The organism is Mycobacterium sp. PDNC021, assembly GCF_048282635.1.
GTDB lineage: Bacteria > Actinomycetota > Actinomycetes > Mycobacteriales > Mycobacteriaceae > Mycobacterium > Mycobacterium llatzerense.
Genome location: NZ_CP182502.1, coordinates 4,349,768 through 4,362,591 on the forward strand (window position 1 = coordinate 4,349,768; position 12,824 = coordinate 4,362,591).

At 68.0% G+C, this 12,824-nt stretch carries 16 protein-coding genes and 1 tRNA gene; 5 read left to right on the plus strand and 12 right to left on the minus strand.

The window, feature by feature from the left end:
• Positions 1–44: 44 nt before the first annotated feature.
• Positions 45–302: a hypothetical protein gene (locus ACNO8X_RS20760; RefSeq protein ID WP_418002519.1), complete on the plus strand. Its 258-nt coding sequence runs from the start codon at positions 45–47 to the stop codon at positions 300–302.
• Positions 303–387: 85 nt separating this feature from the next.
• Here ACNO8X_RS20760 and ACNO8X_RS20765 read toward each other — a convergent pair whose 3' ends face one another.
• The 6 genes from ACNO8X_RS20765 to ACNO8X_RS20790 form a co-directional block, all read right to left on the minus strand.
• Complete coding sequence (locus ACNO8X_RS20765; protein ID WP_260941308.1) at positions 388–1,053, minus strand: GNAT family N-acetyltransferase; 666 nt, start codon at positions 1,051–1,053, stop codon at positions 388–390.
• 79 nt (positions 1,054–1,132) lie between these two features.
• Positions 1,133–1,951: an SCO1664 family protein gene (locus ACNO8X_RS20770; protein WP_418002520.1), complete on the minus strand. Its 819-nt coding sequence runs from the start codon at positions 1,949–1,951 to the stop codon at positions 1,133–1,135.
• Entirely contained in the window at positions 1,935–2,519 is a 585-nt protein-coding gene (locus tag ACNO8X_RS20775) for a DUF3090 domain-containing protein (RefSeq protein ID WP_043396133.1), read from the minus strand. Before ACNO8X_RS20775 ends, ACNO8X_RS20770 begins: the two co-directional genes overlap by 17 nt.
• A 29-nt stretch (positions 2,520–2,548) precedes the next feature.
• Positions 2,549–3,253: a histidine phosphatase family protein gene (locus ACNO8X_RS20780; protein ID WP_418002521.1), complete on the minus strand. Its 705-nt coding sequence runs from the start codon at positions 3,251–3,253 to the stop codon at positions 2,549–2,551.
• A gap of 40 nt (positions 3,254–3,293) precedes the next feature.
• Positions 3,294–4,124 (minus strand): undecaprenyl-diphosphate phosphatase, encoded by an 831-nt coding sequence (locus tag ACNO8X_RS20785; protein WP_418005982.1) that lies wholly within the window; start codon positions 4,122–4,124, stop codon positions 3,294–3,296.
• A gap of 53 nt (positions 4,125–4,177) precedes the next feature.
• Entirely contained in the window at positions 4,178–4,489 is a 312-nt protein-coding gene (locus tag ACNO8X_RS20790; RefSeq protein ID WP_418002522.1) for a hypothetical protein, read from the minus strand.
• Between the two features lie 128 nt (positions 4,490–4,617).
• On the opposite strand from ACNO8X_RS20790, the gene ACNO8X_RS20795 reads away from it, so the two are divergent.
• From ACNO8X_RS20795 to ACNO8X_RS20805, 3 genes are read left to right on the plus strand one after another with little or no spacing between them, the layout of a single operon-like run.
• Positions 4,618–5,670 carry a YncE family protein gene (locus ACNO8X_RS20795; protein WP_418005983.1) on the plus strand — a complete coding sequence of 351 codons (1,053 nt, stop codon included), beginning with the start codon at positions 4,618–4,620 and terminating at the stop codon, positions 5,668–5,670.
• Positions 5,671–5,943, plus strand: a complete 273-nt coding sequence (locus ACNO8X_RS20800) for a DUF5703 family protein (RefSeq protein WP_418002523.1) — start codon at positions 5,671–5,673, stop codon at positions 5,941–5,943.
• 10 nt (positions 5,944–5,953) lie between these two features.
• Entirely contained in the window at positions 5,954–7,012 is a 1,059-nt protein-coding gene (locus tag ACNO8X_RS20805) for a quinone-dependent dihydroorotate dehydrogenase (protein WP_418002524.1), read from the plus strand.
• 3 nt (positions 7,013–7,015) lie between these two features.
• On the opposite strand, the gene ACNO8X_RS20810 is transcribed toward ACNO8X_RS20805, so the two are convergent.
• From ACNO8X_RS20810 to ACNO8X_RS20820, 3 genes are all read right to left on the minus strand, one after another.
• Positions 7,016–8,371: a hypothetical protein gene (locus ACNO8X_RS20810; protein WP_418002525.1), complete on the minus strand. Its 1,356-nt coding sequence runs from the start codon at positions 8,369–8,371 to the stop codon at positions 7,016–7,018.
• Positions 8,372–8,491: 120 nt separating this feature from the next.
• Entirely contained in the window at positions 8,492–9,025 is a 534-nt protein-coding gene (locus tag ACNO8X_RS20815) for a YbhB/YbcL family Raf kinase inhibitor-like protein (RefSeq protein ID WP_418002526.1), read from the minus strand.
• A gap of 17 nt (positions 9,026–9,042) precedes the next feature.
• Complete coding sequence (locus tag ACNO8X_RS20820) at positions 9,043–10,368, minus strand: M20/M25/M40 family metallo-hydrolase (RefSeq protein ID WP_418002527.1); 1,326 nt, start codon at positions 10,366–10,368, stop codon at positions 9,043–9,045.
• Positions 10,369–10,486: 118 nt separating this feature from the next.
• Between ACNO8X_RS20820 and ACNO8X_RS20825 the strand changes: the two genes are divergently transcribed.
• A tRNA-Leu gene (locus ACNO8X_RS20825) sits at positions 10,487–10,572 on the plus strand.
• A gap of 45 nt (positions 10,573–10,617) precedes the next feature.
• Here the strand turns inward: ACNO8X_RS20825 and ACNO8X_RS20830 are convergent.
• From ACNO8X_RS20830 to ACNO8X_RS20840, 3 genes are all read right to left on the minus strand, one after another.
• Entirely contained in the window at positions 10,618–11,319 is a 702-nt protein-coding gene (locus ACNO8X_RS20830; RefSeq protein ID WP_418002528.1) for a cutinase family protein, read from the minus strand.
• Between the two features lie 182 nt (positions 11,320–11,501).
• Positions 11,502–12,239 carry an SDR family oxidoreductase gene (locus ACNO8X_RS20835; RefSeq protein ID WP_418002529.1) on the minus strand — a complete coding sequence of 246 codons (738 nt, stop codon included), beginning with the start codon at positions 12,237–12,239 and terminating at the stop codon, positions 11,502–11,504.
• Positions 12,240–12,358: 119 nt separating this feature from the next.
• Positions 12,359–12,817, minus strand: coding sequence for a hypothetical protein (locus tag ACNO8X_RS20840; protein WP_418002530.1), 459 nt, complete (start codon positions 12,815–12,817; stop codon positions 12,359–12,361).
• Positions 12,818–12,824: the final 7 nt, after the last annotated feature.

Consider the following 12,824-nt stretch of genomic DNA (forward strand, 5'->3'; position numbering starts at 1 on the left):
ACATCTGGACAACTATTTACGCGCTAGCCATTAAGGAGGACGCCATGAACGTGGCAAAGACGTTCGGATTCGTCGGGGTCGCCGCAGCAGTGACGATGGGCGTACTCGGCGTGGCCAACGCTCCCGCGCCGGACAACGCTCCCGTCGCCTCGTCGGGCCATGGCTCGAGTTCGGGTGAGTACGCCCAGCCGACCGTCGGCGACATGAACTTCGGTGCCACCGCCACCCCGACGACGCCGAGCAGCGTCGAGCCTGTCACTGTCGCTTCCCCGCCGGTGAAGGCCAAGCCGTACTCCGGCTGACCTGACGACAGGCGAGAAAAGGGCTCCGGGAGATTCCCGGAGCCCTTTTCTCGTAATACGTTTCGCGTAATGCGTTGTTGCGCGCCTACTTCGGGGTCGCGCCTGGCGCACGGACCACCATGGGCACGGCCGGGAAGTACGACGCCATCTCCGACCGTGAGCGGCGCAGTGCCGCAGTGCCGTAGCCACGGTGGCGGTACACGGGGTGCACCCAGATGCGGACGTTCACCTCTCCGTTGAGCAGCTCACCGAACACCATGGCGACCTTGTCACCGTTGTCTTCGGCGACGAGCCACACGGCTTCCTCGGCGGAGACTCGGGAGACGGCGGCCTTGATCTCCTCGTCCAGATCGCCGGCCGCGCGGCCCGAACCGTCGCCGGCCGCACCGACGTCGGTGGTCCGCGTCGCGAAGATGTCGCGGTCCTGGGCCGCCGAGAACTGGCGCAGGATCAGATCGTCCCCGAAGCTGGCCGGGCGGTCCTTCACTGCGAACGACAGCTGCGAGTTCAGGTCTTCGAGTTCGTCGGCAATCCGCTTGCGGGCGTCTTTGGTCAACAGATCAAAAGACATCGCCATGACCTGCTCGCCGCCAACATGCGAGGTTTCCAGCAGTTTGGCGATGGCATCAACGGCAGCGGCCTTGTTATCGGCTTCGACGATGACGTCGAGCACCTCGTGCCGACGGTCGAGGGCCTTCTGCAGGGCATCGGTGATTTCGCGGCGGGCTGCGGCCCGGTCGTGGTCGGTCATGGCGACGAGCCTAGAGCACTACCGAGCGGTAGGGCTGCCGAAATCGCTACGCAAATCGCTACCTGTGTGCAAACTGCGATCAAAAGGCCGGCCATGGGATCGGGCGATGCCGATCGGGTGTGGGCATGATCGGATTACCAAGCAGCTCAACAACTCTCGCTTGCAACGCGGCGATCTCGTGGCGGGTCAGGTGCGGGCCCAGCTCAGCGGCGAGGCCGTCGTGCAAGGCGTCCCGCAACGCGGCGACGGCAGCGAGCACCTCGTCGTCGATCGGTTTTCCGGCCCAGCCCCACAGCACTGTCCGGAGCTTGTCCTCGGCGTGCAGGCTGACGCCGTGGTCGACGCCGTATACGTGACCGTCGGCGCCGGCCAGCACGTGACCGCCCTTGCGGTCGGCGTTGTTGATCAGCACGTCGAACACCGCCAGCCGGTGCAACCGGGCGTCGTCGGCGTGCACCAGCACCACCTCGTCGCCTTTGTGGTCGTAGGCACGCAGGATCGGCAGGTACCCGGCCGGCACATGGCCGGCCGGAACCAGGTCGACGAGGTCCGGGCCGGGCGCGGGTTCGGTCTCGCTGAGCGCGTCACCGGGTTGGTCGACCCAGCGCTGCACCATGCCCGGCCCTGCCGGACCGTCACGAATGATGGTGTGCGGCACCAGGTTCCAGCCCAGGGCAGCGGAAACCAGGTAGGCCGCCAGCTCCCGGCCGGCCAGTGTGCCGTCGGGGAAATCCCACAGTGGGGCCTCCCCCGAGATCGGCTTGTACACGCAGTGCAGCTCTACGCCGTCCAGCTCCGCCTCACACAGGAACGTGGCGTTGCTGGCGGACCTGATGCGCCCGAGTGCGGTCAGCTGGCCCTGCTGCAGGACCTGACGTAGATCATTCTTCGGGTTCATCGCCGGCACCCAGCACGCCGCGTCGATACCCGTTGGTGCGCACGCAGATATGCCCTTCGGGATCGAGCGGCTCTTCGCACAGCGGGCACGGCGGCCGGCCGGCGGAGATCACCCGATTCGAGCGGTTCGCGAAGTCTCGGGCCGACTGCGGACTCAGGAACACCCGCACGGCGTCCGGACCGTCCTCGGCGTCGTCGAGCACCACCGAGGCATCGAATTCCGAGTCGGTGACCGCCAGCAGCTCCACCACCACGGTCTGCGCTTCGGAATCCCAGCCGAGGCCCATGGTGCCCACCCGGAACTCGGCGTCCACCGGCATGACGAGTGGGTTCAGGTCGGTCACCTCGCCGGTGTCGGGCGGGATCGGGGTGCCGAACCGGCGGTTGATCTCGACCAGCAGCGCGGAGATACGTTCGGCCAGGACAGCGACTTGTTGCTTCTCGAGCATGACCGAGACGACCCGCTGATCGTGCACGGCTTGCAGGTAGAACGTCCGGTTACCAGGCTGCCCAACGGTCCCGGCCACGAAGCGGTCGGGAGAGCGGAAGACGTGGATTGCGCGGGCCATGGCACCTTTCAAAATACCGGTTCACCGGTTTAATCGGTCGAGCCGCCGACGGTCGCGTCGTGTGTCGGCGCGGCATCGTCGGGCTTGCCCGGCTGGTCGGGTTTGGGCCGCAGCGACGAGCTGAGATCCGCACCAGTGTGGTTGACGTGCAGGACGAACGGCCGGTGCGGCGTGTAGCGAATGACGCTCATCGAAGCGGGGTCGGCGACGATCCGCTGGAAGCCGTCGAGGTGCACGCCGAGGGCATCGGCCAGTACCGCCTTGATGACGTCGCCGTGGGTACAGGCGATCCACAGGGTGTCGCCGTCGTGCTCTTCGGCCAGCGCCCGATCGATCTCACGGACCGCCGCGACGGCGCGCGACTGCACCTGCGCCAGCCCTTCTCCGTCCGGGAACACCGCAGCGCTGGGCTGCTGCTGGATGACGGGCCACAGCGGCTCCTTGACCAGATCAGCGATCTTGCTGCCGGTCCAGCTGCCGTAGTCGACCTCGGTCAGCCGGTCATCGACGCGCGGTTCCACGCCGAGCGCGGCGGCCAGCGGGGCGACGGTGTTCTGGCAGCGCAGCAGCGGCGACCGGACGATCGCCTTGACCGGCAGCTCGCCGATTCTGTCGACGACACCCTGGGCCTGTGCGCGCCCCTTGTCGTCGAGGTCCACACCCTCGGACCGGCCGGCCAGCGTGTGGGCGGTGTTGGACGTGGACCGCCCGTGCCGCAGGAGGATGACGGTCATCTGGTTCCCTTCCGGGTCGCCGGGCGGTTGGGCTGGAATGTCACTGCGCGGCCACCACTCCGGTGCCGAGCAGCGCCAGCACCGTCACACCCAGGACGATGCGGTAGCCGACGAACCAGTACATGCTGTGCCGCACCAGGAATTTCAGGAACCAGGACACCGCGGCGTAGCCGACCACGAACGCGATCGCGATGGCCACGGCCAGCTGGGCGCCGGTGGCGCTCATGCCCTCGGTGACGGGCTTGAAGGCGTCGGGCAGCGAGAACAGTCCGGAGGCCAGCACCGCCGGGATGGCGAGCAGGAAGCCGAAGCGCGCCGCGAGCTCACGGTTCATGCCGAGGAACAGGCCGGCGCTGATCGTCGCGCCGGACCGGGACACGCCGGGCACCAGTGCCAGGCACTGCGCGAGGCCGACGATGACGCTGTCCTTCCAGGTCAGCTGCTCGACGTCGCGGGTCTGCTTACCGACGTACTCGGCGAGCGCGATCACCACGGAGAACACGATCATGGCGGTGGCGATGACCCACAGATTGCGGGCGCCAGAACGGATCTGGTCTTTGAACAGCAGGCCCAGGACGCAGATCGGGATGGTGCCGATGATCACCCACCAGCCCAGCCAGTAGTCGGCGGTGCGGCGGGCGGCGTCGGTCAGGCCGCTGAACCAGGCGGTGAGGATGCGCCAGATGTCCTTGGCGAAATAGATCAGCACCGCGGCCTCGGTCCCCAGCTGGGTGACGGCGGTGAACGACGCCCCCGCATCACCGGAGAAGAACACCCGGGAGGCGATGGCCAGATGGCCCGACGACGACACCGGCAGAAACTCGGTCAGCCCCTGGAGAACGGCCAGCACGATCGTCTGCCACCAGCTCATAGCTGCCACGTCAGTCACGCCGACGACCGTACCGTGAGCGGCGGACGCGGGCTTTAGTGGTTGCGCTGCACCGGTTGTGCGTCGGCGACGGCGTCCCGGACGGCGGCGGCCAGGCTGCGCTCGTCGTGCACGTCGACGTGAGCCAGGCTTCGCGAGGACACCGCGACGATGTCCTCTTCCTGGGGCACCGGACCCGACAAACGCGGCCGGTAGATCTCGATGATCAGCGTGCGCTTGTCATCAAGGCGAAACGAAAAACTCCGGCCATCGCCGACTTGGCCAAACCCGCTGGCCCGCAGACCAGTCGAAAGGTCTTCGATAGCAAAATTACCGTTGGCAAGATCGCCGTCGGTGGCAATGCTCATGGCTGCGACCATACCCCTCCGGTACGTGACGTACCCGCCGGACGCAGATAATTGACGCCAATATATTTGCCTAGACTGGAAATTTGCCCCGTCCCCGCCGTCCGCCGACCGAAAGACAGGCCGTGCCAATGGATCACCGTCCCAGTAATTGTCGGCGACGTGAATATTGGGGCTCTGCAACGAGGTTCGTCGCGGCCGCTCTGACCATCGGCGCGCTGGCGGCCTGCTCGTCGCATCCGGCCGATACCCCGCCGCCCACCATCACGCCCGCGCGCGCCGCGGTGTCCCCCGCGGTCAGCGGCGTGCCTGACGGCGTGGTCCACGCGCTCCCCGGTCCCGGCACCGGCGCGGCCTTCGACGCGGCGACGTCGTCGCTGGTGGTGCTGGGCACCGACGGCACGGGACGCCCGGTGGCGACTGTCCCCGGTACCCCGCCGGTGGTGCTGCCGACGGCCGCGACGGGCGTGACGGGCGACGGCGCCGGCACGGCGTTCCTGTCCACCCGCGGCGGCTACCTGCGCTTCGACATCGGCAAGCGCACCGTGCAGCCGATCGCGGTCGACGGCCAGTCGGGCACCGACTTCACCTCGATCGCCCGGCGGGCCGACGGGAAACTGGCGCTGGGCACCGCGGACGGGGCGGTGCTGATCGTCGACGGCACTGCGGTGAAGTCCCGGATGAAGGCCTTCGTCCGCGTGGACGGTCTTGCCGCGCAAGGCAATACCGTCGTCGTCCTGGACCGCGGCCAGACCTCGGTGACCGAGGTGAACGCGGACGGCACCGACGTCGCGCAGGCGCTGCGCGCCGGCGAGGGTGCCACCACGCTCGCCGCCGACCCCGCCGGGCGGGTGCTGGTGGCCGACACCCGCGGCGACGGCCTGCTGGTGTTCGGCACGACGCCGCTGATGCTGCGCCAGCAGGCGCCGGTCCGGGGCGCGCCGTTCGGCCTGGTCGGCACGTCGAAACTCGCCTGGGTTTCACAGACCGCGACAAACGGCGTGGTTGGTTACGATCTTTCGACTGGCATCCCCGTGGAGAAAGTCCGATATCGCACCGTGCAGCAGCCCGACGTCCTCGCCTTCGACGAACGCACCGGCACCTTGTTCGTGGTGTCGGGATCGGGCGCCGGGGTGCAGGTGATCGCGAACGCCGCCGCGGGGCCACAGGCGGGCGGGCGCTAAATGCACCGGGGGCGGATGCCGGCAGCGTGGGCGGAGGACCTGTCCGACGACTACGAATGGATTCCGCTCCGGCTGCCCCCGGAAGTGACCAGACTGTCAGCGTCCATCCGGCTGTCGATCGAGGCCGAATACCGTGGGTGGGAGTTGACCCGGGTGCGCCTGTACACCGACGGTTCGCGCCGGGTGCTGCTGCGCCGCCGCAAGATCAGGGCGAGCGAAGCGACGGGACATGCGCCCGATAGGTTGGCGCCGCCCGATCAGCCGGCAATGTGAGGAGCTGTTGATGTATCGCGCCCTGCGCTGGGTGTTCTTCCGGGTGCCCCCGGAACGGATTCATACCTGGGTGTTCGCGCTGCTGCGCGTGGCGACCGGGCTCGCCGTCAGCCGCCGGCTGCTGGGCCGCTGGCTCACGCCGTCGGATCCGGTGTTGGAGACCACGGTGTTCGGCGTGACCTTCCCGGGCCCGGTGGGCCTGGCGGCCGGCTTCGACAAGAACGGCAGCGGCATCAACGCCTGGGGCCCACTGGGTTTCGGCTACGCCGAGGTCGGCACCGTCACCGCACAGGCGCAGCCCGGCAACCCGGCGCCGCGGCTGTTCCGGCTCGCGGAGGACCGCGCGCTGCTGAACCGGATGGGCTTCAACAACCACGGGGCCGGCGAGCTCGCCATCCGGCTGACCCGCAGCCAGTCCACCGTGCCGATCGGGGTGAACATCGGCAAGACCAAGGTCACCCCGCCCGAGCATGCCGTTGACGACTACGCCGAGAGCGCCCGCCTGTGCGGGCCGCTGGCCGACTTCGTGGTGGTCAACGTCAGCTCGCCGAACACGCCCGGGCTGCGTGACCTGCAGGCCGTGGCGTCGCTGCGGCCGATCCTGGCCGCCGTGCGCGCCGAGACCACCAAGCCCGTGCTGGTGAAGATCGCACCCGACCTGTCCGACGACGACGTCGACGAGATCGCCGACCTGGCCGTCGAATTGGGGCTGGCGGGCATCGTCGCGACCAACACCACCATTTCCCGCGAAGGGCTGCTGACCCCCGGCGTTGCCGAGTTGGGCGCAGGTGGCGTGTCCGGCCCGCCGGTGGCCGCGCGGTCGCTGGAGGTGCTGCGGCACCTGCACAAGCGCGTCGGCGGCCAGCTGGTGCTGATCAGCGTCGGCGGCATCGAGACCGCCGACGACGCCTGGGAACGCATCACCGCCGGCGCCTCATTGGTGCAGGGCTACACCGGCTTCATCTACGGCGGCGGCTTGTGGGCCAAGCACATTCACGATGGCGTGGCCGCGCGACTGAAGGCCGGCGGCTTCGCGTCGCTGGCGGACGCGGTGGGCTCGGGGGCCTGACAGCTAGTAGACCACCAGCGGCGTGACGCCGAGTTCGTCCAAGGTCTGCTGCACGTGGTCGCGCAAGACGGCCTTGGTGTTCTCCGCACCGACCTGGTAACCCACCACGCCCAAGGTGACCTTGCCGTTGTGGCGCAGGGCCGTCACCACCAGCAGCCCGCCGGGCTGCTCGATGTCCGCCTTCTTCACGTTCTGCTCGACACCCCAGCAGTTCACGAAATCGGCCTGGTGCGTCCCGTCGATGAGGCCGACCAGGTCCGGCACATCGCCGACGTTGGAGCAGGTGACCGGCAGCTCGCCGAGCACCATGGCCGCGGTATGCCGGACCGCGCGCCGCGGGATGAACGGCGTCAACGGCAACAGCTGGAAGGATTCGTCCGGCTGTTCCCTGGCATTGCGCAGCGCGGTCCGGATCGCCCCCCGGAGCTCGGTGAGGTCCGTCGTGGCCGAGTCGGGATCGACGGTGAAGGTGGTGAAGGTCATCGCGTTGGCCCGGGTGTCGTCGAAGGACGTCCGGTCGTTGATCGCGACCATCAACGAGATGGCGCCGTCCCGCGCCCGCTGCCTGCCCATCCGGACCCCGAGGCGCGTGGCGAACGCCGAGACCAGGGAATAGCTGTTGCCGCCGAGTTCGGCGGCACGAGCATCGAGGTGGCCGATGTCGACGTTGGCGGAGGCGAAGGGCACGTGCACGATTTCGTCACCGCCCTTCGCATCTGCGGTCGACGGTGCGGCCGTCATCTCGCCGCGCCGCTGGTAGGCCAGCTTGGCCGCAACGGCAATCGTGCGCCGGACCTCGGGCAGGTCCCGCAGCGTCTGGCGCAGATCGGCACGGATCGCCTGCCAACGGGTACGGGACCGGGGCTGCCCATAACCGAGATCGCGCTCGTTGCCCAGGACCGCGTCCATGAACGCGACAACCGATCCGGTGCCGTCGATCAGACAGTGCGACAGCACCATGGCGACCGCCGTCGAGCCATCAGTGAAGGGCTGGACCCCCAGATGCCAACCCGGGCCATGCTCCGGATCGATCGGTATCCGCGAACGCTCCTCCAGCCAGTCACTCAGTTCTGAACGCGGACAAGCTGTTTCGGCGATGTCAATCGGGCGTGGGGCGCCCGTGGCGGCCACCCAACGATGCCGGCCGAACGGCACCGGCGAGCGCTCGATGTACCGAGCCACCAGCCCCTTGCCGAAGTTCTCGTTGAACCGGCGCAGCCCGTCGAGATCCACCGGACCCTCGTAGAACCACAACGCCATGCCGACCTGGACCCGGCCATTGGCCCGGTACGACAGGAACGTGGCCTGGTCGATGTAGTCGAGCCGGTCCTGATCCGTCGGTGTCGAACGCTTGCTCACCGGCGTAGATGTGGACAAAGCGGATGGTCCCCTCGCTCCGGGCGCGGCGAGCGTCGCTGCCGCCGGCCTCGGTCCGATAGTAGGTCGGGCGGTTGGCCACCGCGACCCCACAGGAACCGGCTACTTCTGCTCGTACGTCCCGTGAATGACGGCCCGGGCGATGGCCTGCATGAACAAGTTGAACCCCAGGAACGCCGGGGTGGCGTCCTCGGGAATGTCCAGCTTCTCCACAGGCAGAGCGTGCACCGCGATGTAGTACCGGTGCGGCCCGTGACCGGCCGGCGGGGCGGCGCCCAGGTAGCGCTTGAGGCTGGCGTCGTTCGCCAGGGTGATGGCGCCGCCGGGCAGCGCGTCGCCGTTGCCGGCGTCGGCGGCCAGCTCGGTGACGTCGGCGGGCAGGTTGGCCACGGCCCAGTGCCAGAAGCCCGACGCGGTCGGGGCATCGGGGTCGTAGACGGTGACGGCGAAGCTGCGGGTCTCGGTCGGGAAGCCCGACCAGCTCAGCTGCGGCGAGACGTCCTCTCCCCCGGCGCCGAAGATGCCGCTGACCTGATCATTGGCCAGCGCGCCACCGTCGGACAGCGACGTCGAGGTCAGGGTGAAAGTCGGCAGCTGCGGCAGGGCGTCATAGGGTCCGGGTGCTGGGGTGCTCATGGCATTATCCGTTTCATTCAGCAGTGGGTGAGGAAGTGCTCGAGGACCTTCGCCCCGAACTGTAGTGCGTCCACTGGCACGCGCTCGTCGACCCCGTGGAACAGAGCGGCGAAGTCGAGCTCGGGCGGCAGCCGCAGCGGCGCGAACCCGAAACACCGGATGCCCAGGCGGACAAACGCTTTCGCGTCGGTGCCGCCCGACATCATGTAGGGCACCGTGCGGGCGTCGGGGTCGACGGCCAGGATCGCGGCGTTCATCGCGTCGACCAGGTCGCCGTCGAAGGTGGTTTCCACGCTGGGCAGGTCACGCTCCCAGGTGCGGGTGATGTCGGGGCCGAGCAGCGCGTCGAGCTCGCGTTCGAAGGCCTCCTTGCGGCCCGGCAGGATGCGGCAGTCGACCATGGCCTCGGCCGTGGCCGGGATGACGTTGGCCTTGTAGCCGGCCTTGAGCATGGTGGGGTTCGCGGTGTCGCGCAGGGTGGCGCCGACGATGCGCGCGATGCCGCCCAGCTTGGCGATGGAGCCTTCCAGGTCCGGCGAGTTCGGGTCGAGGTCATAGCCGGTCTCTTCCGAGACCGCGGTGAGGAACTGCTCGACCGACTCGCTGAGCACCAGGGGGAACTGGTGCCGGCCCAATTTGGCGACCGCTTCGGCGATCTCGGTGACGGCGTTGTCGTCGTGCACCATCGAGCCGTGCCCGGCCCGGCCGCGCGCCGTCAGCCGCATCCAGGACAGGCCCTTCTCGGCGGTCTCGATGAGGTACAGGCGACGTTCGCCGCCGTCCTTGGTGGGAACCGTCAGCGAGAAACCACCGACCTCGCCGATGGCCTCGGTGATGCCGTCGAACAGGTCGGGCCGGTTGTCGACGAGCCACTGGCAGCCGTAGGTGCCGCCGTGCTCCTCGTCAGAAACGAAGGCGAACACCAGGTCTCGCGGCGGGACGATGTTGCTGCGCTTCAGATGTCGCGCGACGGCGATCATCATGCCGCACATGTCCTTCATGTCGACCGCGCCGCGGCCCCACACGTAGCCGTCCTTCACCGCGCCGGAGAACGGGTGGACACTCCAGTCGGCGGGCTCGGCCGGCACGACGTCGAGATGGCCGTGGATCAGCAGGGCGCCCCGGCTGGGGTCGGCGCCTTTGAGCCTGCAGAAGACGTTCCCGCGGCCAGGGGCGCCTGCTTCGACGTACTCGGTGGTGTAGCCCACCTCGCGCAGTTTCTCGGCGACCCAGCGGGCGCAGTCCTCCTCGCCCTTGGTGGTCTCCAACTCCCCGGTGTTGGATGTGTCGAACCGGATGAGGGAGCTGACGAGGTCGACGACTTCGTCTTCGGGCGCAGTCACAGTCCCATTCGTAGCACCGACGGGACTCCGGTGCTTGCGCCACCCCTGATCACAAGCCGGTTTGGGACTCGGCGTCCTGATCCGTTAGCCTAAGCTGCCCAGCCAGTCAGCTGGGCATGTCCGAGTGGCGGAATGGCAGACGCGCTAGCTTGAGGTGCTAGTGCCCTATTAACGGGCGTGGGGGTTCAAGTCCCCCCTCGGACACAGAAAAAACCCCGGCCGATGGCCGGGGTTTTTTGTTCGGACGGTTCAGGTCCGCGCGGCTGTACCGCCCAGCCGATTGACCACATAGTCGGCGGCCTGGTCGGTCAGCCCGCGCGCCGGGTACGCGCCGTGCGCACCCTGATCGTTGCCGGTCGGCGAGCACACCGGGTCCTCGGCGATGCACACATCATCGGTCTTGCCGACGTAGCGCGGGCCGACGGTGATCGGTGGCGCTCCAGTGAAGATCATCTGCAGGAATCCGCTGGACGGTTTTCCGAACAGTACGACCGCGGCCACGTGATCGGCCGCCGACGTCGGCATCGGGCCCGTCAGCCCTGGCGGCAGAGCGAAGCCCTGCGGCACATGGTCCTCGGTGATGTACGCGGCCACTGCCGCCCCCTGCGAGTAGCCGCCGAGCACCACCTTGGTGTTCGGGCAGGAGTTCACTGTGGCCATCACCTTGTTCCGCGCGTCGATCACGCCGTCGGCCGCGGTCGCGAAATCAAGGGACGCAGGGTAATTGACGGCGTAGACGTCCACCGACCGTCCCGGTGTCTTGGCGCGGAGCGAGTCCGCGAACGCCTGCCCGACGCCGCCGACGCCTGCGGGCTCAAAGGTGCCTCGAGCGAACACCAACTGCACATCTGGGCACGCCTCCGCTGCGGCGTGCCCGGCGGCGGCGACGCCCGCCGCCGTAACGAACACCGCGGCAGCAGCAGCACCCAACCATCGATCATTTCGGTTCATCTGGATCCGCCCCAACTCGGTAGAAACTCGCAGCGACGATTCCCACCGCCGCCTCTTAGCTTGTCTACCCAATCTGCGTCCGATAAACCACCCAACCCCGGTGATTCGCATCACGTGAGCAGGCCCGCGACGAAAGTCATTGTTTGCTAACAGTTCTCCGCGGACATTCGGATCAACGCGCGTCAACGCAAGCTGTACCCGCCGTCGGGATAGAGCGTGGAACCCGTGGTCGCGCCGTTGAGGAACAGATGAATGACGGCGGCCGCGATTTCGTCCTCCCGCACCAGTCTCCCGCGGGTCGAGGCTTCGACAAAGTGGTCGAATGCCGCCTGCCGGACGGCTTGGGGCCGTTGATTCCAAAGGTTGCCGTCGACGGTGCCGGGCGAGATCGCGTTCACCCGTACCGGCGCGAGTTCAACAGCCAACCCGCGTGCCAGACCCTCGATCGCGGCATTGGCAGCGACGTACGCGGGCGCGGCACCGGCCGGCCGGACGCTGGCCGCCCCGGCCATCAGTACGACTGACGCATCAGCGGTCAGTACCGGCAACGCGGCCTTGACCACGCGGTACTGACCCCAGAACTTCGAGTCGAACGGCGACGCCGCGTCGCTGATCGAGAGTTCGCGCATTGATCCGGTGATGTAGGTGGCCGCCGTGGTGAAGACGGCATCGACCGAGTCGAGCCGGGCGAACACGGCCTCGACGGCGCGCTCGTCCGCGGTATCGACAACCTGCCATGTCGCCGACGGGCCCAGCTCGGCGGCGGCCTTTTCGAGCGCACCGGCGCGGCGCCCGCCCAGTACCACCGCACCCCCACCGGACACCACCAATTTGGCGACCGCGAAACCGATTCCGGACCCGCCGCCGATGAGGACGACGGTCCGATCCGCGAATGCGTCGCCGGCAAGAAAACTCTTCATGCCTTCGACACAATCGTCACCGCCCTGATACCGCAATCCATCTGATCAGCTTGAATCGCTTGAGATGGTTGAGCGAAGTAGCGGAACCTGTTGCCGCTCAGGGCCATACAGCGCTCTTGTCAGATGCCGTTGACGTAATCGCCCGTGCAGATGTTGTAGTGCCCGGCCGGGTTGAACGTCTCTCCGTTGCCGGGGAAATACCACTTCGCCGCTTGGTACATCAGCTGGCCGTTGCAGGTGCCGAGGTTGTAGGCCACGATCGTCGCCGGTTCCTTGATCGACTGCGCAACGCTGACGGCGCCCGGCGGTATCGCGTAGGAAAGGCCCCTCCCGATGGCCTGCTGTCCACCCCAGGAGGACCAGGTGATGTCCCAGATGTCGCCCGTCGGGTCGCCACCGTTGAACACTCGCGTCGGCTGCACCGTTCCGTAACCCCGCACACTCGGGTTCCAGGCACCACCGAGCGTCGGCTCCGGGTCGGCCGATGCCGAGGGCGCGCCGCTTGTCGAGCAGGCGGCCAGGGCGACAGCGGTCGTGATGGCCGCTGCAATTCGTGTGGCGACCTTCTTCGTTTTCATTTGCTTC